Annotated in this window: 25 protein-coding genes; 24 read left to right on the forward strand and 1 reads right to left on the reverse strand. The window is 62.8% G+C overall.

The genetic code is table 11. From position 1 onward, the window contains the following. Positions 1-2: 2 nt before the first annotated feature. The 24 genes from HX851_RS34785 to HX851_RS34900 all read left to right on the forward strand — a co-directional run bounded on the left by HX851_RS34785 (position 3) and on the right by HX851_RS34900 (position 18,820). Positions 3-410, forward strand: coding sequence for an InvB/SpaK family type III secretion system chaperone (locus tag HX851_RS34785; RefSeq protein ID WP_177057569.1), 408 nt, complete (start codon positions 3-5; stop codon positions 408-410). Continuing rightward, positions 407-1,696 (forward strand): type III secretion system ATPase SctN, encoded by a 1,290-nt coding sequence (gene sctN / locus HX851_RS34790; RefSeq protein WP_177064248.1) that lies wholly within the window; start codon positions 407-409, stop codon positions 1,694-1,696. The genes HX851_RS34785 and sctN overlap by 4 nt, the downstream gene beginning before the upstream one ends. Then, a complete protein-coding gene (locus HX851_RS34795) occupies positions 1,680-2,135 on the forward strand; it encodes a SpaM family type III secretion system protein (protein ID WP_177064249.1) in 456 nt (151 codons plus the stop codon). The genes sctN and HX851_RS34795 overlap by 17 nt, the downstream gene beginning before the upstream one ends. After that, on the forward strand, positions 2,132-3,010 hold the full coding sequence (locus HX851_RS34800; protein ID WP_177064250.1) for a hypothetical protein: 879 nt from the start codon (positions 2,132-2,134) through the stop codon (positions 3,008-3,010). Before HX851_RS34795 ends, HX851_RS34800 begins: the two co-directional genes overlap by 4 nt. Beyond that, positions 3,007-3,960 carry a FliM/FliN family flagellar motor switch protein gene (locus HX851_RS34805; RefSeq protein WP_177064251.1) on the forward strand — a complete coding sequence of 318 codons (954 nt, stop codon included), beginning with the start codon at positions 3,007-3,009 and terminating at the stop codon, positions 3,958-3,960. The genes HX851_RS34800 and HX851_RS34805 overlap by 4 nt, the downstream gene beginning before the upstream one ends. Beyond that, positions 3,950-4,609 (forward strand): EscR/YscR/HrcR family type III secretion system export apparatus protein, encoded by a 660-nt coding sequence (locus HX851_RS34810; RefSeq protein ID WP_177057564.1) that lies wholly within the window; start codon positions 3,950-3,952, stop codon positions 4,607-4,609. The genes HX851_RS34805 and HX851_RS34810 overlap by 11 nt, the downstream gene beginning before the upstream one ends. Before the next feature lie 24 nt (positions 4,610-4,633). Beyond that, positions 4,634-4,888 carry an EscS/YscS/HrcS family type III secretion system export apparatus protein gene (locus HX851_RS34815; RefSeq protein WP_177057563.1) on the forward strand — a complete coding sequence of 85 codons (255 nt, stop codon included), beginning with the start codon at positions 4,634-4,636 and terminating at the stop codon, positions 4,886-4,888. 7 nt (positions 4,889-4,895) lie between these two features. Continuing rightward, a complete protein-coding gene (gene sctT / locus HX851_RS34820; protein ID WP_177064252.1) occupies positions 4,896-5,687 on the forward strand; it encodes a type III secretion system export apparatus subunit SctT in 792 nt (263 codons plus the stop codon). Then, a complete protein-coding gene (locus HX851_RS34825; RefSeq protein ID WP_177057561.1) occupies positions 5,688-6,725 on the forward strand; it encodes an EscU/YscU/HrcU family type III secretion system export apparatus switch protein in 1,038 nt (345 codons plus the stop codon). A 114-nt stretch (positions 6,726-6,839) separates the two neighbouring features. Continuing rightward, positions 6,840-7,331 carry a type III secretion system translocator chaperone SicA gene (gene sicA, locus HX851_RS34830; RefSeq protein WP_017128073.1) on the forward strand — a complete coding sequence of 164 codons (492 nt, stop codon included), beginning with the start codon at positions 6,840-6,842 and terminating at the stop codon, positions 7,329-7,331. Continuing rightward, positions 7,328-9,106 (forward strand): type III secretion system translocon subunit SseC family protein, encoded by a 1,779-nt coding sequence (sctE, locus tag HX851_RS34835; RefSeq protein ID WP_256262809.1) that lies wholly within the window; start codon positions 7,328-7,330, stop codon positions 9,104-9,106. Before sicA ends, sctE begins: the two co-directional genes overlap by 4 nt. A gap of 22 nt (positions 9,107-9,128) precedes the next feature. Further along, complete coding sequence (locus HX851_RS34840; protein WP_177064253.1) at positions 9,129-10,121, forward strand: IpaC/SipC family type III secretion system effector; 993 nt, start codon at positions 9,129-9,131, stop codon at positions 10,119-10,121. 5 nt (positions 10,122-10,126) lie between these two features. After that, positions 10,127-11,212, forward strand: coding sequence for an IpaD/SipD/SspD family type III secretion system needle tip protein (locus HX851_RS34845; protein ID WP_256262810.1), 1,086 nt, complete (start codon positions 10,127-10,129; stop codon positions 11,210-11,212). A gap of 91 nt (positions 11,213-11,303) precedes the next feature. Then, positions 11,304-11,600 (forward strand): phosphopantetheine-binding protein, encoded by a 297-nt coding sequence (locus tag HX851_RS34850; protein WP_177057557.1) that lies wholly within the window; start codon positions 11,304-11,306, stop codon positions 11,598-11,600. A gap of 288 nt (positions 11,601-11,888) precedes the next feature. Continuing rightward, entirely contained in the window at positions 11,889-13,055 is a 1,167-nt protein-coding gene (locus HX851_RS34855) for a winged helix-turn-helix domain-containing protein (RefSeq protein WP_256262811.1), read from the forward strand. Continuing rightward, the gene (locus HX851_RS34860; protein ID WP_177064255.1) at positions 13,052-13,492 is read left to right on the forward strand and encodes a transglycosylase SLT domain-containing protein; all 441 of its coding nucleotides are present in this window, start codon (positions 13,052-13,054) and stop codon (positions 13,490-13,492) included. The genes HX851_RS34855 and HX851_RS34860 overlap by 4 nt, the downstream gene beginning before the upstream one ends. Positions 13,493-13,611: 119 nt before the next feature. Next, a complete protein-coding gene (locus HX851_RS34865) occupies positions 13,612-14,757 on the forward strand; it encodes a PrgH/EprH family type III secretion apparatus protein (RefSeq protein ID WP_218173409.1) in 1,146 nt (381 codons plus the stop codon). Between the two features lie 12 nt (positions 14,758-14,769). Next, on the forward strand, positions 14,770-15,030 hold the full coding sequence (gene sctF / locus HX851_RS34870; RefSeq protein ID WP_177057554.1) for a type III secretion system needle filament subunit SctF: 261 nt from the start codon (positions 14,770-14,772) through the stop codon (positions 15,028-15,030). A gap of 11 nt (positions 15,031-15,041) precedes the next feature. Continuing rightward, positions 15,042-15,350 carry a type III secretion system inner rod subunit SctI gene (sctI, locus tag HX851_RS34875; protein WP_177057553.1) on the forward strand — a complete coding sequence of 103 codons (309 nt, stop codon included), beginning with the start codon at positions 15,042-15,044 and terminating at the stop codon, positions 15,348-15,350. After that, complete coding sequence (locus tag HX851_RS34880; RefSeq protein ID WP_177064256.1) at positions 15,347-16,060, forward strand: EscJ/YscJ/HrcJ family type III secretion inner membrane ring protein; 714 nt, start codon at positions 15,347-15,349, stop codon at positions 16,058-16,060. The genes sctI and HX851_RS34880 overlap by 4 nt, the downstream gene beginning before the upstream one ends. Then, positions 16,057-16,617: an OrgA/MxiK family T3SS sorting platform protein gene (locus tag HX851_RS34885; RefSeq protein ID WP_177057551.1), complete on the forward strand. Its 561-nt coding sequence runs from the start codon at positions 16,057-16,059 to the stop codon at positions 16,615-16,617. Before HX851_RS34880 ends, HX851_RS34885 begins: the two co-directional genes overlap by 4 nt. Next, positions 16,592-17,305, forward strand: a complete 714-nt coding sequence (locus HX851_RS34890) for an invasion protein OrgB (RefSeq protein ID WP_177057550.1) — start codon at positions 16,592-16,594, stop codon at positions 17,303-17,305. Before HX851_RS34885 ends, HX851_RS34890 begins: the two co-directional genes overlap by 26 nt. 7 nt (positions 17,306-17,312) lie before the next feature. Next, positions 17,313-17,726 (forward strand): hypothetical protein, encoded by a 414-nt coding sequence (locus tag HX851_RS34895; RefSeq protein ID WP_256262812.1) that lies wholly within the window; start codon positions 17,313-17,315, stop codon positions 17,724-17,726. 71 nt (positions 17,727-17,797) lie between these two features. Continuing rightward, a complete protein-coding gene (locus HX851_RS34900; RefSeq protein ID WP_177057548.1) occupies positions 17,798-18,820 on the forward strand; it encodes a quinone-dependent dihydroorotate dehydrogenase in 1,023 nt (340 codons plus the stop codon). Positions 18,821-18,965: 145 nt separating this feature from the next. Here the strand turns inward: HX851_RS34900 and rmf are convergent, their stop codons facing one another. After that, on the reverse strand, positions 18,966-19,181 hold the full coding sequence (rmf, locus tag HX851_RS34905; protein ID WP_002553055.1) for a ribosome modulation factor: 216 nt from the start codon (positions 19,179-19,181) through the stop codon (positions 18,966-18,968). Between the last annotated feature and the right edge of the window lie 9 nt (positions 19,182-19,190).

The following is a 19,190-nucleotide window of genomic DNA, read 5'->3' on the forward strand; positions in this document are numbered from 1 at the left end:
CCATGCGGGATATGGATATTGCCGAACGCTTGCGCGGTGCGCTGCTGTACAGCGGCTGCACTCAGGCGCAACTGGGACAGTTCGACAGCCACAGTACGATCGAAATGGAGATGATCGAACAGCCGAACATCAGCCTCAACGTCATCGATGACGATGTCTGGCTGTGGAGTGTCGTCGCGCAGATGACGCCCGCCACGTTCGGTTATCACGCCGGGAACCTGATGCAGTTCCTGCTCAAGGGTAATGCCCACGCCCGCACCGGACAATTGCAGTTGTTCGAGAGCGACGGGCAACTGGAAGTACGGCTGATGCTCGGCGAGCAGGCGCTGACCAGCGACCGGGCCTTTGCCGAGGCACTCGATGGCTTCATGGAGGCCATCGAGGAGCTCGGCGGCATCATCCGTCAATGAATGTGCTGCGGCTCGAACGGCGCGGTGCCCATCCGCGCCGCCTGAGCGGGCCACTGATCGAGGCGGCGCTGGAGGGCGTGTCGATTGGCGAGATCTGCGAGATCCGCCGGCACTGGACATCGGCCGAGCTGCTGGCCAAGGCCCAGGTGATCGGCTTCAGGCCCGATACGGTGGTGCTCAGTCTCCTCGGGGAAGCGCGCGGGCTGTCGCGCGAGTCGATGATCGTGCCGACCGGCGCTGCGCTGCGCTTGTATTGCAGCGCCGAGATGCTCGGCAGTGTGGTCGATCCGCGCGGCACCATCGTCGAGCGCCTGGCGCCGGCGCCGGGGTTCCACGGCCGGGATTATCCGGTGGATGCCGATCCGCCCTCCTATCAACAACGGCGTCCGGTGGTCGAGCCGCTGATGACCGGCATCCGTGTCATAGACGGTCTGCTGACCGTCGGTATCGGCCAGCGCCTGGGCATTTTTGCCAGCGCCGGGTCAGGCAAGACCTCGCTGCTCAACATGCTGATCAACCATACCGATGCCGATGTCTTTGTCATCGGCCTGATCGGCGAGCGCGGGCGTGAGGTGACCGAGTTCATCGAGCATCTGCGCCAGTCGCATAAGCGTTCGAGTTGCGTGGTGGTCTATGCCACTTCCGATGTGTCGTCGGTGGATCGTTGCAACGCGGCGCTGCAAGCCACGGCCATCGCCGAGTATTTCCGCGACCAGGGGCAGTGCGTGGTGTTGCTGCTCGACTCGCTGACCCGCTACGCCCGCGCCCGCCGTGACCTGGCCCTGGCGGCCGGCGAGGTGCCGGCGCGCCGGGGCTATCCGGCCTCGGTATTCGATGCGTTGCCGCGTTTGCTGGAGCGTCCCGGCCTTACGGCGCTGGGCAGTATCACCGCCTGCTACACCGTGTTGCTCGAGAGCGATGACGAACCGGACCCGATCGCCGAGGAGATCCGTTCGATTCTCGACGGACATATCTACCTGAGCCGCGGCCTGGCCGCCAAGGGGCATTTCCCGGCCATCGACGTGCTGCGCAGTGCCAGCCGGGTGGCGCATCAGGTGACTGGCGCAGAGGCTCGGCAGTTGGCGGCCAGGGCTCGTGAGGTGCTGGCGCGGTTGGAGGCGTTGCAGGTTTTCCTCGATCTCGGCGAGTACACCCCGGGTATCGATCCGACCAACGATCGCGCCATGGCCTGTCGGGATGGGCTGAATGCCTGGCTGCGCCAGGGTGCCGACGAGATGAGCCGGCCGGATGAAACCCGGGGGAGCCTGCATGAGCTCATTGGCTGATATCGACCGCCTGTTGGGCATGAGTGCCTGGCGCCAGCACCGGGGCGAGCGGGAGTTGCAGGCGGCCCGGCAGCGCCTGGTCCTGGTACAGCGGGAACTGGCGGCAATGGATGAACATGAGGGTTCGTTGCGGGCATTGCTCGGCAGTCATCGTGCCGAGAACCGTGTGCTCGATCACTGGCAGTTGCTCGAGACGCTGCGGCGACAGGCCGTGATTCGCCGGCAGATCCAGTTGCTGGCGCTCGAACGCGGCCCCCTGCATGAGCAACGGGTACAGCTGGATCAGGTGGTACACCAGGCGCAGCAGGGACTGCTGCGGTTGCGCCGCAAGCATGTGAAGTATGTCGGCTTGCGCCAGCGCCTCGGGCGCGAATACCGGCTTGCGCATCTGCGCCGCGATGAGGGTGAAATAGAGGATCTGACTGGAATGAAAGGATGAACGGTATTTCCCGCGTATCGCCGGCCCTTGAGGTTGTGGCGGATTGTCAGGATGAAACGCCGGACAAGATCGAGCAGCGTCTCGAAGTCGTCGAGGATGAAGTGATTGGTGCGGGGGCCGCGACGTTGCTGGCGCTGCTTCAGCGAATGGAGCTGCCGGAGGGTGGTCTGGGCAGGGTGAGTGCGAGTCCAGGCGACTCGCAGAGGATAGAGACCAGCGCCGGTTCGGCCGATGCGCCGGAAGAATCGCCCGGGGAAAGAGCGGGGTCAGGTACTGCGCAGGTAGAGGGACCATTGAAAAAGGGCGATGTCGATGGGCGGCGGACACTCGCGGTTGTGCCTGGAGAAGAGCGGGGCGGATGGGAGAAAAGCATGGGTGACGTAGCGGGGCAATCCCGCGATGGCCTGGACGGCAGGCCGCAGGTGATGTCTGCCAGCGACGAAAGGCCGCAGGCTGGACGCGACGAGGACGTTTCGTCTGTGAACCCGAAGGCTGGAGAGTCTGTCCCCGGGACCGAGCTTTTGCCGGGTAGCCTGCCGGCCAGATTGGAGGTCCAGGCCTTGGCCGTACCGGTCCAGTCCGAAAGGGCGGGCGTCGAACGGGAGTCGACACCTGACCCGCATGACAGTGCGCCGCCTGATTCGCTTGATCAGGATGACGAGGGTGGCGGACAACCTTTCCTGCAGGTGCCCTTCAGCAATGACCGTGCCCGTGGCGAGGTGCTGGTCACCCGCGCAGGTGCCGGAGCGTCCGGCTTGCTGATTCGCGCGAGTGACCGGCAAGTGTTCGAACAGCTTCAGGTTGATTTCGACCAGAGCCGGCAACCGCACTGGTGGTTGGGCGAGGCGCCGAATGATGGCGACCGGCGGTCTTGAGCCGACTATCTGTCCCCGTGACAGGGCGGTCCCTGGGGCTGCGCCGGATCGACCCGCTGTGCTATGCGCAGCAACGTGCGATCAAGCGTTGGCAGTGCGCGGGATATCAGGCCGAACTAAGCTCGCCAGTTGCTCCCGGCGACTACCTGGGCTTTTGCGCCGAGGGGCGGGGTGGCGGCTGGCAGGGACTGGTCGAGGCTCGGGAGTGGCTCGACGGCATTTTCCCGCAGCTGCGTTCGTTACTGAGAAAACCGTGTTCCCTCGGGCTTGTCGCGGAGTTGTTCCAGACGGTGCCACAGCCCTTGTGCATCACTCTGGACGAGTTGCGCTACGAGCGCCTGTCAGCAGTCGCGCTTGTCACTGCGCCTGTGTTGGAAAGTCGTCCCTTGCCACGGATTGCCACGGAGCAGGGGGCGCTGTGGGTAGTTCGTCTGCCCGACGAAGTTCCACCTGCGCAAACTTTGCTGTCGAGCCCCTGGTTGTCGAGCCTGCCGCAGTGCGTGCGGGCGATCCTCGGCTACAGCGAGTTGAGCGGCGCTGCCTTGCGTACCCTCGCCGTGGGCGATGTGCTGCGCATCAGCAGGCCTGCGTGGCAATGGCATCTCGCGGGCCAGCCGGTCGGCGAGTTCACCTTTATCGAAGAAGGCTTGTATATGACCTTGTCACCCGCCGAACCCGATACGCCGCCAGAGCATGGCTTCGACCCCGGACCAGCGCTCGGGCGGCTGCCCGTATGCCTGGAGTTCATCCTTTCGGAGCAACGGATCAGCCTGGCCGAGCTGGCGGCGCTGATTGAAGGGCAGGTCCTGGCACTCGATCCGGCAGTGCTGGGCGATATCGAAGTACGGGCCAACGGCCGGGCGGTCGCCCGGGGCGAACTGGTGCATCTGGGTGAGGACCTGGGCGTGGAGTTGCGCCAGGTCGGTCAAGGCGGTCGCGATGAACAATGACGTATCGCTGATCGCCTTGCTGGCGTTCGCTTCGTTGCTGCCGTTCCTGGTGGCGGCGGGCACCTGCTACATCAAGTTCTCGATCGTCTTCGTGATCGTGCGCAATGCCCTGGGCTTGCAGCAGGTGCCGTCGAACATGAGCCTCAATGCCATCGCCCTATTGCTGGCGCTGTTTGTCATGACCCCGGTGGTGCAGCAGGGGTATGGCTACTACAAGGACAACCAGGTGCGTTTCGACAGCGTCGAGGCGGTCATCGAATTCAGCGAAAACGGCCTGGGCGGCTACAAGGACTACTTGCGCCGCTACACCGATCCCGAACTCGCGTTCTTCTTCGAGCGCGCCCAGCAGGTCGATGCCGACGGCGCGGGCTCGCTATCCCGGGAGGAGGTCGAGCCGTCGCTGTTCGCGCTGCTGCCGGCCTACGCCCTGAGTGAAATCAAGAGCGCGTTCAAGATCGGCTTCTACCTCTATCTGCCCTTCGTCATTGTCGACCTGGTGATCTCCAGCATCCTGCTGGCGCTGGGCATGATGATGATGAGCCCGGTGATCATTTCCGTGCCGATCAAGTTGGTGTTGTTTGTCGCCCTGGATGGCTGGGCGCTGCTGTCCACCGGGCTGGTCAGGCAATACCTGACGTTGCTGGAGTGAGACGGCCGGCATGAGGAGCATGACATGAATGACCTGGTGTATGCGGGCAACAAGACCCTGTACCTGATCCTGCTGATGGTGGCCTGGCCGATCATTGTTGCGACCCTGGTCGGCCTGCTGGTCGGCCTGATCCAGACGGTGACCCAGTTGCAGGAGCAGACCCTGCCGTTCGGTTTCAAGCTGCTGGCGGTCTCCGCCTGCCTGTTCCTGCTGTCGGGCTGGTATGGCGAGACGCTGCTCGATTTCGGCCGGGAAGTCATGCGCCTGGCGCTGGATTGAGAGGCGGATGTCGATTGTGCTGTTTTTCGAACTGCACGCCTGGCTGGCGGCGGCGCTCGTGGCGTTCGCCCGGCTGGCACCGATTTTTTTCATGCTGCCGTTTCTCAACAGCGGCGTGTTGACGGGGGTGCCACGCCAGGCGGTGATCATCCTGGTCGCGCTGGGTTTCTGGCCCGCCGTGGGTCTGCCTCTGCCGGCGCTGGACAGCCTGGCGTTTTTCGGTCTGTTGCTGCGCGAGGTGGGGATCGGCGTGCTGCTGGGCTGCCTGTTGTGCTGGCCGTTCTGGGTATTGCATGGCGTGGGCAACCTGATCGACAACCAGCGCGGGGCGATGCTCAGCAATACGGTGGACCCGGCCAACGGCGTGGACACCTCGGAGCTGGCGAACTTTCTCCAGCTGTTTGCGGCAGCGGTGTATCTCGAAGGCGGTGGCATGCTGTTGATGGTCGAGACCGTGGCCCGCAGTTATCAGCTCTGTCCGCCGACGCCGGCCTGCGCGACAAACCTGGCGTCGCTGCCACCCCTGCTGGACGGCCTGGTCGGCAAGATCCTGGTGATCAGCGCACCGGTGGTGGCGGCGCTGCTGATCAGCGAAGCCCTGCTCGGGCTGCTGTCGCGTTACGCACCGCAGATGAACGCCTTTTCCGTCTCGCTGACGGTCAAGAGCCTGGTGGCCCTGGTGGTGCTGATGCTGTATTTCGGCGTTCATCTCCCCGATGAAGTGTTGCGCATGGGGCGTGCCGTGGACGAGCTGGCGGTGCATATGAATCCGCCTATGCATGCCGGGGGACAGCACTGAGTGTCCTCTTCCAGCGCCTCGAAAACCGAAGATCCCACCCCCAGGCGCCTGCGTGATTCCGCCCGCAAGGGACAGACGTTCAAGGCCAAGGACCTGGTGATCAGTTGCATGGGCCTGTGCGCGATTGTCTTTCTGGTCTTCGCTGTTTCCTTGGTGGAGGTGATGGAGGTGTACCGGCGGATCATCGCCGCCGGCTTCGAAGACGACGCCCAGCGCTATTCCGCGCTCCTGTTGAAGCTGGGCTTGTTCTGCGTGCTGCCGTTGTTCCTGGTCTGCGTGTTGAGCAGCGCGCTGCCGGCCTTGTTGCAGAGTGGTTTCGCGCTGGCCACCGAGGCTTTGAAGCTGAACCTGGGCGCCTTGAATCCGATCAACGGGTTCAAGAAGCTGTTCAGCCTGCGCACGGTCAAGGACAGCGTGAAGGCCGTGCTCTACCTGGGCAGCTTTGGCGTGGCGCTGTGGATGGTCTGGCAGTCCGAGCGCCAATTGCTGTTCGCGCAGTTGTTCGCCCAGCCGCTGGACCTGTTCCCGGCCTGGGGGCGGATGCTGTTGACTCTGTTGCTGAGCTTCCTCGCCTGTGCCCTGTTGATTATCCTGCTCGATGCCTTGTGCGAGTACTGGCTCTACATCAAGGACCTGAAGATGGACCTGCACTCGGTCAGGCGCGAGCACAAGGAGCAGGACGGCGATCCGCATATCAAGCAGAAGCGCCGCGACCTGCATATCGAATTGCTGTCCGAGCAGGTCCGCTCCGATATCCGCGGCTCACGGGTGATCATCGCCAACCCGACCCATATCGCCATTGGCATCTACTTTCGCCCCGACATCAGCTTCATCCCCCTGGTCAGCGTGATCGAGACCAACCAGCGCGCCCTGGCGGTGCGCACCTATGCCCGCGAGGTCGGAGTGCCGGTGGTCAGCGATATCCGCCTGGCCCGGCGGATCTTCAAGACGCACCAGCGCTACAGCTTTATCAAGCTGCAAGAGATCGAGGACGTCCTGCGCCTGCTGATCTGGCTCGAACAGGTCGAGCAGGCCTGAACCCGCCCGATTCGCCGGGGGCCTGCATGAGCGCATTTTTGCGGTGGGCCGTCGGGGATTTTGGCTCAATGCAACGCGTCAGCCCGTCTGGCGCCATCTTCAGGAGTGTGGCCGATGAGTCGCAGAGACACGCAAGAGGACGAACAGATAGCGTTCGAGGCGGTGCAAGCCGTCCTCGAAGGCATGCCGCTCAAGGACGTGCGCGGGATCAGCGATGAGCAGATGGACGGCCTGTATGCCTACGCCTACCAGTTCTACGAACAGGGGCGGCTGGATGACGCCGAGAAATTTTTCCACTTCCTGTGCATCTACGATTTTTACAACAGCCAGTACTGGATGGGCCTGGCTGCGGTGCACCAGCTCAGGAAAAACTACCAGAAGGCCATCGAGCTGTATGCCGTGGCCTTTGCCCAGGGCAAGGACGATTACCGTCCGATGTTCTACACCGGCCAATGCCAGCTCGCCCTGGGGCAGGGCGGCAAGGCCAGGCTGTGTTTCGAGTATGTGCTCGAGCGCGCCACCCATGACGATTTGCGCAAGCAGGCCCAGGTGTATCTGGACGCCTTGCGGCATATCGATAGCCAAGGTCCGGAGGATCAGCAATGACAACGATCAACAGTGTCCCGGGTGCCGGTGCAATGGCTCACGCCGCTGACAGCCGCTATGCCGAGGCCGCCCGGACAGCCGCCCGGACCGCAGATTTCCAGCGGGTCAGCCATGAGGTGCTGGCCGGTATCGAGTCGGTGGGCTACGAGTCCGCCGAGAGTGCCAGGAACGATGGCCGGCCGCGGCTGCAACCACCACCAGCGCGGGTCAATGGCGATCAGGCCAACACCGAGGGTGAGTTCGTACGGCTGATCGCCTCGCTGATCGAGCTGTTGGGCAATGCCAGCCTGGAGAGCCTGAAGAACCGCCTGTCGATGCTGCGCAGCATGGCGCAATCGTCCCAGCAGGGCCTGGATCGGTTGTCCGCCGATTATACCCTGGCCCTCGGTGAGCTGGCCGCGGCCCAGGGGGCGGTGGACACCAGCCAGGAACAGCTGGAAAGCCTGCAGGCCCGGCTCGACCAGGCCCAGGTCGAACTCGAAGCCGCCGAGTCGCACCTGGCGTCGCTGCAACCGTCTTCACCCGGATACGCCGATGCCTTGTCCCGGCGCGATGCCGCCAGGGCGGCCCTGGGTGGCTTGCAACAGGGCTTCGACACGGCGTTGAACGCACATGTCGGGCTATTGGCCACGGCCAGGTCAGTGGCGGTCAGGACCGAAGCGCTGGCACAGCAGGTACAGGCCACCGGCATCGGTGGCAAGGATATCGATCGGCTCGGCCAGGCGCATCTGAACGCTGCCGGTGCCCTGGCGCTGGCGCTGGCGCAATTGATCGCCTTGCTGGGGGAGGCGGCCGACAAGCAGATGCAGGCCGATCAGGAGTTATTCCTCTCGATGCAGGCCGCGCGCCAGGAGTTCATGAAGGTCAAGTCCGATGAATACCAGGAGGAAGTCCGCAAGGCCGAGGCTGCTCAGAAAGTCATGGGTTGCATCGGCAAGATCTTCGGTTGGCTGGTGATGGCCGTCAGCGCGGTGGTGGCGGTGGTCGGCACGGTCGCGACCCTGGGGGCCGCCGCGCCCGCCGCCGGTGCACTGGTGTCCGCGGCGGTCGGCATCGTCGGGGTGCTGGCGTCGATGACGGATATGATCGTCAAGGAGGCGACCGGAACCTCGTACATGGAAAGCGCCATGAAGCCGCTGATGGAGGAGTTCCAGAAACTGGTCAAGCTGCTGGGTGACCTGGTCACGCAGTTCCTGACGGACGTACTGAAGGTTTCCGAGGACGTCGCGAAGATCATCGGTTCGGTCAGCGGTGCCATCGCTGCCGTGGCGATGGTCATCGCCGCGGCGGTCGTCGGTGTCCAGGCAGCAGGACCGATGCTCGGCCCGGTGCTGAACAAGGTCATGGAAAAGCTCGGTGAGGTTTTCTCCAAGATACTGCCGTCGCTGCTCAAGCAGATGGCGGGCGCGATAGGCAAGACCCTGGCCGGCCTGATGAAGCAACTGAGCGAGCTGGTGGCCTCCAAGAGCGACGATATCGCCATGACCCAGTTGAAGAACCGCCTGGAGATGTTCCTGGCGGTGCTCTCGACGACCGGGGTCGCGACGCAGTCGGGGTTCCAGGTCCAGAGCGGCCTGCACCAGAAAAAGGGGGCCGAGCACCTGGCCGATGTCCGCGTGAGCATGGCGGTGGTCGATTCGCTGGGCGACTACCTCAAGGAATCGCTGGAGACTTTCGCCAAGGCGATCGAGCAGAAGGATAACCAGCTCAAGCAACTCATGGCCGATATGCAGCACCGCCACGGTGCCAGCCTGCATATCGCCCGTCATATCTGACCGTTGAGAGAAGGTGATACCGATGCGCGAGATTTCTCTTCATGCAGCACCCCTGTCGATTCCCGCGCCCCTGGCGGAGCAGGAGGCTGTCCAGGCCGTCCGGCAAAGCCTGGGACCGCTGAGCGGGGAAAGCCTGAGCCGGATCGTCGAGGACCAGGTCGTGGTGACCTGGGACCTGCGCCCGCCCACGCTGGAGGAGTTTGAACAGCTGACCGATCCCAGTGACTTCAGCGAGGCCGAATGGACGGCAGTGCTGGGCGAGGCGAAAAAACTGCTCAGCGACAACGACCTCAGGGAGCTGGCTTTCAATCCGGCAGCCTGGGAAAAACACACCGGCGTGCTGATCGCCGCGATCATCGCCCTGAACGCTGCCCGGATAGCCACCGCCGAGTTGCGCGGGCATTTCAGCGTGATGACCGGCAATGCCGCGCTGGAGCAGGGCAAGGCGATTCGCGAGGGCGGCAACGCGGCGTTGTACAGCGCCATCGGTGGCGCGGTGATTGCCGGTGCCATGGTTCTGGGCGGTACGCTCATGACCCTCGATGGCTACAAGCACAAGCAAGCCGGCCTGACCACCCAGAAGCAACAGACCATGGAGGCTCTGGAGCTGGAAAGGGACATGCGCGACAACTACCTGAAGCAGGTGGCCCCGGGCGAGATCAATGTGGTGAAGGACATTATGAGGGATGCCCGGCAACTCCAGACGTCGGCCGTGAAAGAGAGTGAGCTGGCCGCGGTGAAGTGGGATCGCCTGCTGAACATGGGCGGCAGCGTGAGCGGGCTGGCGACGGTCATCAGCAACATGGTGAGCAGCTCCGTGCGGGTCGCCGAGATCACTCAAAAAGAGCGGGAGGTCCAGCAGCAGAGCAACCAGGGTGTGCAGAAGAGCCTGGGCGACGAAGAGGCCCAGATCGACGCCAGTACCGCTGCGCTGCTGCAGAAGCTGCTGGAGATCATGCAGCAGATCAATGAATCGCGTAACCGGGTGATCGAAGCCACGGGTGGCAGGGTGTGAGGTGAATGATGAACGATTTGGGTATCAGGAATCATCTGGCTCCGACCTTCTTGAACCTTGAGGATGTCGAGCCTTCGGAGGCGCCCGTACGGCGTGAGTCCCCGGCAATGGGGCATGTCCGGCAGACGCTCGCCGAGTCGCCCGACGAGCTGCGCGCAAGGCTGGAGGGAGCGGTCGAAGAACTGATCAATGCCAAGGATGAAGAGGAGCGTGAGTTCAGGCAATACAAGTTCGACCTGGCCCTGAAAGACCTGAGCGAGCAGGCAAAGCGCAAGGAGCAGGGGCAGATCAGGGGGTGGATCCGGCTGTCGGAGCAGGTCGCCGATTTGCCCCGCGGCGAGGCACTGCAGCCGTGGCAAGGGCAGGCAGTCAGCGAGTTGATCGAGCAGCTCGACCGCGAGCCGGAGATCCGCGGGCTGGGGGCGCAAAGAAGTGAAGGATTCCCGGATTTCTTTGACAAGCTGATCGAACTGATCGGTTTGATCGGCGACGGTTACCTGGACGTCTACGAACATATCGTGGCGAGCTATTCGAAATTTTTCCAAGCGTTCAATGAGCAGATCACTGCGAAGCTGCATGAATGGATAGAGGGGGCCAACGAGGGCAAGGACGTGGAGCTCAACGTGGAGGAGCTGAAAAAAGCCCTCGATGACCTGAGACAGCAATTCAGCCAGGCCCCAACGGGTGTGTTGTTTCCTGTTCCACCCGAAGACCCGGACGTTCCACCCAACACCGCCAGCAAGGAGGATGCGCTGGAGTGGATCAAGGCCATGGGTTCGGGGCGCCTGGTCGATCTTGGCGGTGGCAGGTATTACGTGATGATCGACCTCTCCCCGCTGGACTCGATGATCGAGAAACTTGACGAGATCCCACCGGGAGAAATCCAGGAAGGAAAGGTGACCTGGAACAGTGCCAAATTCCAGGCCTGGCAAACCGGCTTCAACGCGCAAGGCGAGCAATTGAAGAATGAACTCCAGAAGCTGACGCAAAAGTATTCCAGTGCCAACTCCACGCACGACAACTTCATCAAGACCTTGTCTTCCCACCTGAGCCAGTTCACGGACATGTTGAAGGCAATGCTCAACTTCTGACCCAGGGTCTGCCGACCTTGTATCACCACCTTTGAAGACGGACCCCGGGGGGCTTGATCCTGGGCTTCGTCCTGCTCCGGAGAAACACTGAATGACCTATCTGACACCGGGCTATTGCGATGACTTCATCGAACAGCAAGTGATGGTGTTACTGGCCGATTACTTCCAGCTGGAGCGTCGCAAGATCCTGTTCGAGTTGCGGCTTGTCGAGGACCTGTATGTTGACTCGATGAATATCGTCGAGATGGCGGTGCTGCTCAACGAGGCTTTTGATATCGAACTGCCCGAGTCCGGCGTGGCGCGCTGGCGGACGGTGGCGGATGTGTGCCGTCTTGTAGGCGTTACCCGGCAACAACGAGTGACCAGAGAAACGACTGACATCACATAGGGTTCTTTCTGCTGTTGTGTGACTCTTATTACCTGGATGTTTGCTATTCCTTTGATTGCGTAGTTTTTTTCTTATTTCATGAGGGAAAAGTCCTACGGACTGCTGGAGGCCAAGTTTCTATAGTCGCTGCCGTTCCTCGTTGACAGGTCAGGGTTGCCCGAGGCCTGTCTTGAATGTCAGTACATTTCTGTAGAGGTCTCACGCTGATTTATGGACCGTGCCACTGATAACGTCCTGAAACAATCATTCGCCTTTGGCGAGTGGATATTGCAAAGCGATGGAACGCTGTTGCGAAACGGAAAAGGAGTTCATCTGCCACCCAAGGAGTTGCAGGTCCTGCGGTTGTTGCTGGGGTCGGCCGGCAGGCTGGTCACCAAGGATTCGCTGCTCGATTGTGTGTGGCCCGGTTGTGATGCGGCCGAGGAGTCGTTGACTCGCTGTATCTATGCCTTGCGCAAATTGCTGGGGGAGGGACGGGGCTATGTCGCGACCGTCTATGGCAAAGGGTATCGCTTTGTCGGGGCGGTAGCGCCCCTGGCGGCATCGCTGGCGGAATGCCCGACGGCCTCCTCGCTGGCGGTGTTGCCGTTTCGCCATGCCGACGACATGGCGGCGCTGGATCTGCAGGATGCCACGATCCGGCAACTGAAGGCGGCGTTCGACGGTACGCTCAGGATCCTGCCGGCGGGGCTCATGATGCCCGGCTCCGGTCCGGGCGATACCCGGCAATGGATGGAGCGGCTGGCGCCGGATTACTACATCAGCGGACGCTTCTATGTCCGGGGCGATCGGATGGAACTGTCGGTCGAGCTGATCCGCGGCAACGATCACTATCTGGTCCGCGGGCCCGTGGCAATCAAGGGCGCACTCGAAGAGGTGCTCGGGTCGATGGTGTCGATGGTGGCGCAGCATCTCCCCGATGTGCGCCCCTCCGTCAGCGGTTGCTCGTCCTATCCCCTGGCGCTGGCTTTCCTCAAGGGCGTCTACGGCTTGCAGCGGTATACCCCGCAAAGCGTGCAGGAGGCGCTGCTGTATTTTCGCCAGTGCCTGCATATGGATGCGAGTTATGTTCCGCCCTGGTGCGGCCTGGCCGATGCCCATCTGGCCTTGTCTATGCTGGGGCGGATTGATCGCGAGCAGGCCATCGAGCAGGCCCGCGAGGCCATTGCCCAGGCCTTGCTGCTGGAACCGGGCAATACCGATGCGCTGGCTCGGTTGGCCCTGATTACCAGCCTGCAGGGTTGTGGCGATGCGGCCCAGGTGTTGTTCCAGCGTTGCCTGCTGACCTCCGACCGGGCCGACATCCACTACCTGTATGCCTGGCATCACTGGTCTGGCGGGCGTGACGAGCGTGCGCTGGAGTACCTGGACTCATCGTTGCGGCGTGATCCGTCCTTCATGGCGGCACAGCGGATGCGGGTGCGGATCGCCGAGGAACAGCGAACCCGGGCATGATCGGGCGATACCTGTGTGGCGCCTGGCTGATGCTGTTGTGGGCCGGGCCGCTGTCGGCCTTTTGCTGGGACTCTGCGGGACTGCGCCATGGCATAGAACCGGAACTGTTGTATGCCATGGCCCAGGTGGAAAGCGGCCTGCGTGCGCGGGCCACGGGCAGCAACAAGGATGGCAGCCGGGATATCGGCCTGATGCAGATCAACAGCTTTCATCTGCCCCGTCTGGCCGCACAGGGCATTACCGAACAGCGGTTGCTGGAGGATCCCTGCCTCAATGTGCAGGTCGGCGCCACGATCCTGGCGCAGTTCATTGAGCGTCATGGTTACGGCTGGGCCGCCGTGGGTGCCTACAACGCCGGTAGCGCCGAGGATCGCCAGGCTATCCGTGAACGTTATGCGCGCAAGGTCTGGCGTCTTTATCGGGTGCTGGTGCCGTGAGCGGGCCGGGCCTGCCGATTCTGATTGAAATCTTCCGGGCGGGCGCCATCGGCGATCAGGATCGTTGGTGCAGGCCTCGCTAGTATCGCCGGACGCTTTACCGATCGAAGAGGGTGACGATGTCGGACAACCCCTTTTTACCCTGTGTCCTGAGAATTGGCAGCGGCCTGTTGCAGGGCTGTGAGTTCAACCTGCGCAGCAGTCGGACACTGTTTATCGTCGGGACTCCCGATCTGTTGGGAGACGATGGACTGGTAGCCGCGATACCGGATGACGCGGTCTTCGTCCCGTTGGAACAGGGCAACTGCAACTTCGAAGTGTTGCTCGACCAGGAACGGGCGACCCTGCGGATACTGGGCGACGAAGCCGAGGAACGCGAGGTGGTATTCCAGCGTTGCGAACGCATCGCCGGGTTGCTGATTGCCCTGCGGCCGGAACACGAACCCTGGGCGCCGCAGGTGTTCGCGCAAGCGCTTGTTGCCGAGCCGACTGCGCCTCGTCGCAGCGGTCCGCGGCTCAAGAAGTTTGTCGTCATGGCCTTGGTTTTTGTCTTGCTGGCGGTGTGTGCGGCGGTCTGGTCGGGGCCGATGGAAACTTCCCGGCCGGATGTATCGAGCCTGATCGCCGGTACTCGTGAGGCCGCGCAGGTGGTTCAGGGCCGGGATGATCGTGTCTATGTATTTGTCAGCTCCGAACGTGATGCCGGCTGGAGTCGCCAGGTGCTCATGCGGCATCGCATCCCGAGCCAGGTGCTGGATGTAATGGAGGAGCGACGGCGACTGGAGTCGTTGTTGAGCGAGCGGGCGGCGGTGTTGAAAGTCCGTCGTGTCGACCTGTCGCAGCCTTCCAGCGTGCGGGTTTTCCACAGCTTCCGAGGCGGCCCGCCGGATGCCGGACTGAAACGGCAGGTCTCGCATTTGTTGCTCGCCGAGGCAGCGTATGTGCAATACGTGGACTTCGAGGAACAGGACGACGAACTGCTGGGCACCCTGGCCCAGGAGGGGTTGCAGCGCCTGGCCTTGTCTTTCGAGCGGATCGAACGGGGAGATGGCGTCACGTTCAACGTCGCCGGCGATCTCCAGGATGCGGACCGGGAAGGCGCCCGGCGTTTTGTCGATGAGTTTTACCGGCGCTGGGGCAATCGCCATGTTCGCTTCACCATCGATCTAAGGGATGACTTGTTCAAGGGCCGGTCATTCCAGGCAGGGCCGCAGGGCTATATCAAGATGAGTAGTTCCTCCTGGCATTTTTCGACAATGCAATAAACGAGGTGATGCATGGTAGATGTCTCAAGATCCATCGAGTTTTCCGACGACTTCCTGGGTAAGCAGGCGGCGGCTTTCGAGGAAGGGGCCAAGAGCCTGAAGGAGGCACTTGACGCCGCCCTGGCGGAGCTCAAGACGGATGTTTCCGATCCGGGACTGTTGGCCAGTTATCAGTCGGCCTTTTCTTCCTACACCGTGTTCCGCAATGCCCAGACCAACACCATCAAGGGCTTCAAGGATATCGACATGTCGATCATCCAGTCGGCGCGCTGAGAGTCCTGCTCATGGCTTATCAAAGCAATCCTGTCAGCCTGCTCGAACAGGTGGCGATGGTCGAGTTGCGCAGCCCCGGCGAAAGCACGGCGGTGTCGCTGGAAGCCCGCCTGATCGAGGCCTTTGCCGATTCCGCGGTGGACTCGACCCGCCAGGTCGACGGCGTCCGGCGGTTACTGGATAGCCCGGATATCACCCATCCCGAGAAGCTTGCGGTGCTGCAGGAACAGCTCGGGCAGTACAACGTCGATATCAACCTGCTCAATACCCTGGTGCGCAAGGCCGTGGGCACGGCAGAAACCCTGCTGCGTTCGTCATGAAAGCGGGCATCTGGCTTGTCCTCTTGTGCCTCGTGCTCGCGGGGTGCCGGCAACCGGCGCTGCTCGAAGGCCTTGATCAGCAACAGGCCAACGAGGTGGTATCGGTGTTGCAGCGCAACAATATTGGCGCGACCAAGCAGGACAACGGCAAGGTTGGCTACAGCGTCAAGGTGGCCCGGGTGGATTTTCCGGCGGCGGTGGACCTGTTGAACCTCTATGCACTGCCGTCGAAACCGCGCCTGGAAGTGGCCCAGCTGTTTCCCGCGGACTCCCTGGTCGCTTCTCCCCGGGCGGAAAAGGCTCGGCTCTATTCGGCGCTGGAGCAGCGTCTGGAGCAGACCCTGGGCGTGCTGGAAGGCGTGGTCTCGGCACGGGTGCATGTCAGCTATGACCTGGATGCCGGGGAGGGTGGACGCAAGGCGCCGGCCGTACATCTGGCGGCCGTGGCCGTGCATGAGCGCGATGTCGAGCCGGGGCTGCTGGTCAACGATATCAAACGGTTCCTGAAGAACAGTTTCAGCGCGGTCGAGTACGAAAATATCTCTGTGGTTCTCACCCGCCGCACTCCCACCCAGCATGCGGCGCCGCTGCCGGTCGAACCGGAGGTGGGCATCGGGTGGCTTCCCGCTGTGGTCCTGGCGCTGCTCGTGGGCTTGTTGGCCGCTGCCGGTTGGTTCTATCAAATGCGTTCGATTGGAAGGCGAGCATGAGTTTCCCGGAGGAACAATTGCAGCAGATTCTCTGGCAGCCGCTGGACTACCTGCATGCCCGGCGCCTGACCCTGCCGGAGGATGTTGGCGGAGCAGCGGTTCGGCAGGTGCTCAATCGCATGCTGCTGGAGGGGCTTGGGCTGCAAACGTCCTGTTCGACGTCCTCTGCGCTCGCTGCGCTGTGGGTTCGTGAGTGGCGGCGCTTGCCGCATATCGCCCGGTTGATCGGTGCCCAACGCTTGTGGCCGGCGCTGGCGCGGGGCGCGCGCATGGGCTTGTTGTCCGCCGGCGTGCGCGACTTTGCACGCTGTGCCATCGGGCCTCGGCTGGTCGTGGAATGGCAGCACGGCAGCCCCGTGTTACAACAGGTGGACAGCGTCGGGCTGGCGCAGTTGCTGGCGTTCGAACGGGCGCTGCCTGCGGCCCTGTGCGAACGGCTGCCGCTGCAATTCCCCGAGGCGGTGGTCGCCGGCCTGGTCCGCTGGCCTGCCTGTGTGCCCGATCCGGCGCTGTTTTTCCTGGCGGTGCAGCATGCTCGACGCCATCCGCAGGATTGATGAATTGCCGGTGCCGGACACCGATGCCGTGCATATCACTCGCCAGGAACTGGCGAGTGCCCGTCGCTGCCGCGCGTTGGAGCGTCAGGCGCAACGCCGTGCGCGCCAGTTGATCGACCAGGCCCAGGTGCAGGTCGAGGCGATCCAGGCCACGGCGTTTGCCGAAGGTTATGCCGAGGGTGTGATTCAGGCGGTTGTCGACCTGGCCCGGGGCTTGTGCGAGTCCCAGCGCCTGGCCAGCCAGTTGCGCGGGCAAATGGTCGAAGCGGTGCGGCAATTGCTCGGACATCTGCTGGAGGATTCGCGCTGGTTCGACGAGATGCTCGAAGACTGGCTGGCAGGGCAGGCCGATACCGCGCGGATGGCCTTGCAGATCCTCTTGCCGGAGGGCTGTCGCAGCCGGGTCGGTGCGTTGCGCGAGCATCTGGAGCGCCTGGGCGTGTCTTCGGTCAGGTTCGAGTTCGAAGAGCAGGAGCGTTATGTCGTCCGCCTGGCCGACCAGTTGTTCGAATTCGACCTGGAGTCGGCCCGCGAGCAACTGACCCCACGGGTGCTGAGCCAGTTGGCGGGCTTGCCCGATGGCGTGCGCGAGCTTGACCGGCAGGCTCGGCAGGCGCTGGTGCAGTTGGTGTCCGGGTTTGTCGAGAGTCGCGAAGAACCCTCACAAGGAGACGAGGATGCACATTGAAAGGCCCATGGCAGTCTCCGTGACTTCTGCGCCGGAGGATTTTCCTGCGAGCGCCCTGGAGCAGCACCTGAATCAGTCGGCCGATGCCGCGCTGCCGCCCGATCCCGGTTTTGAAGCTTTTTATCAGCGCCTGGCGGCGTTGTTCGGGGCGGGTGAAAAAGAGCTCCTGCGGTTTATCGGCAGCTATCGCAGCAGTGACGAGGGGCCGCTGGACTACCGTACGGTCAGCGCGCAGATGAAGGTCGTCGGCCAGGCCTTGTCGCGTTTGAAGGACGAGGGGCTGGAAGGTTCCGCGGCGGACAAGGAACTGCGTGGGGTCATGGCACGGCTGTTCGGCACCAGCCTGTTCATCAGCCAGTACCTGCAGGAAATTTTCAACCCGGTGCTGGATGAGGACAGTCGGGAAAAGGCCGATTGGTAAACTCGCTTGTCGGGTGGCGCCCCGGCTATAATCGCCCATTCAATTCGCCGCCATCCGAGTCAAGCCCGCCCATGTATAACCTGGCCCGCCAGCTGTTGTTCAAACTTTCCCCGGAAACCTCCCACGATTTGTCCCTGGACCTGATCGGTGCGGGCGGCCGCCTGGGGCTCAACGGCCTGTTGTGCAAGGCACCGGCGTCGAGTCCGGTGAACGTCATGGGGCTGGACTTTCCCAATCCGGTGGGCCTGGCCGCGGGCCTGGACAAGAATGGCGCGGCCATCGACGGTTTCTCCCAACTGGGCTTCGGTTTTGTCGAGATCGGTACGGTGACGCCACGGCCGCAGCCGGGCAATCCGAAACCACGGATCTTCCGCCTGCCCGAGGCCGAGGCGATCATCAACCGCATGGGCTTCAACAACCTGGGTGTGGATAACCTGATTTCCCGGGTGCGCGCCGCTCGCTACAACGGCATCCTCGGGATCAATATCGGCAAGAACTTCGATACCCCGGTGGAGCGTGCCGTCGACGATTACCTGATCTGCCTGGACAAGGTCTACGCCCACGCCAGCTATATCACGGTCAACGTCAGCTCGCCGAACACCCCGGGTCTGCGCAGCCTGCAGTTCGGCGACTCGCTCAAGCAGTTGCTCGAAGCCTTGAGCCGGCGCCAGGCGGAACTGGCTGGGCAGCATGGCAAGCGCGTGCCCCTGGCGATCAAGATCGCCCCGGACATGACCGATGAAGAGACCGTGCTGGTGGCCCAGGCCCTGGTGGAGTCGGGAATGGATGCGGTGATCGCCACCAACACCACCCTCAGCCGTGTCGGTGTCGAAGGCCTTGCCCATGGCGACGAAGCCGGCGGCCTGTCCGGTGCCCCGGTGCGCGAGAAGAGCACCCACACGGTCAAGGTGCTGGCGGCCGAGCTGGCTGGGCGCTTGCCGATCATCGCCGCAGGCGGGATCACCGAGGGCGAGCATGCGGCCGAGAAGATCGCGGCCGGCGCGAGCCTGGTGCAGTTGTATTCGGGCTTTATCTACAAGGGACCGACGCTGATTCGCCAGTCGGTGGATGCCATCGCCGCTTTGCGCCGCTGAATTCTGCGTATCAAAAAGGCGGCGCATTAAAAAGGGCTCCTCTGGGGAGCCCCTGGGCCGAAGCCCGCCGCCCGGATGGGGCGTGCGTGGTTAAGTCGTTGCTATCGCAGTGATGCTCAGATTGTGGTGTCGGAATGTGCCCTGATCAGCCGACAGCGTGAAGTTCGTTGAGTCTGTGGATTCCCGCAGTGCCGGTCATACCGTCCCAGTTGTCGCCGCGTCCTTCTCGCCAGCCGTTGATCCAGGCTTGGCGTACCGACGGTAGAGTAAAGGGGCAAAGCTCACGGGATTTGCCATGAACGCCGTATTGATATCCGCGTAAAAATGCTCTTTCCAACGGATCACGCTTAAGTCTTCTCATAGGGTGTTG

It is taken from the genome of Pseudomonas gingeri, from assembly GCF_013385635.1.
GTDB classification, from domain to species: domain Bacteria; phylum Pseudomonadota; class Gammaproteobacteria; order Pseudomonadales; family Pseudomonadaceae; genus Aquipseudomonas; species Aquipseudomonas gingeri_A.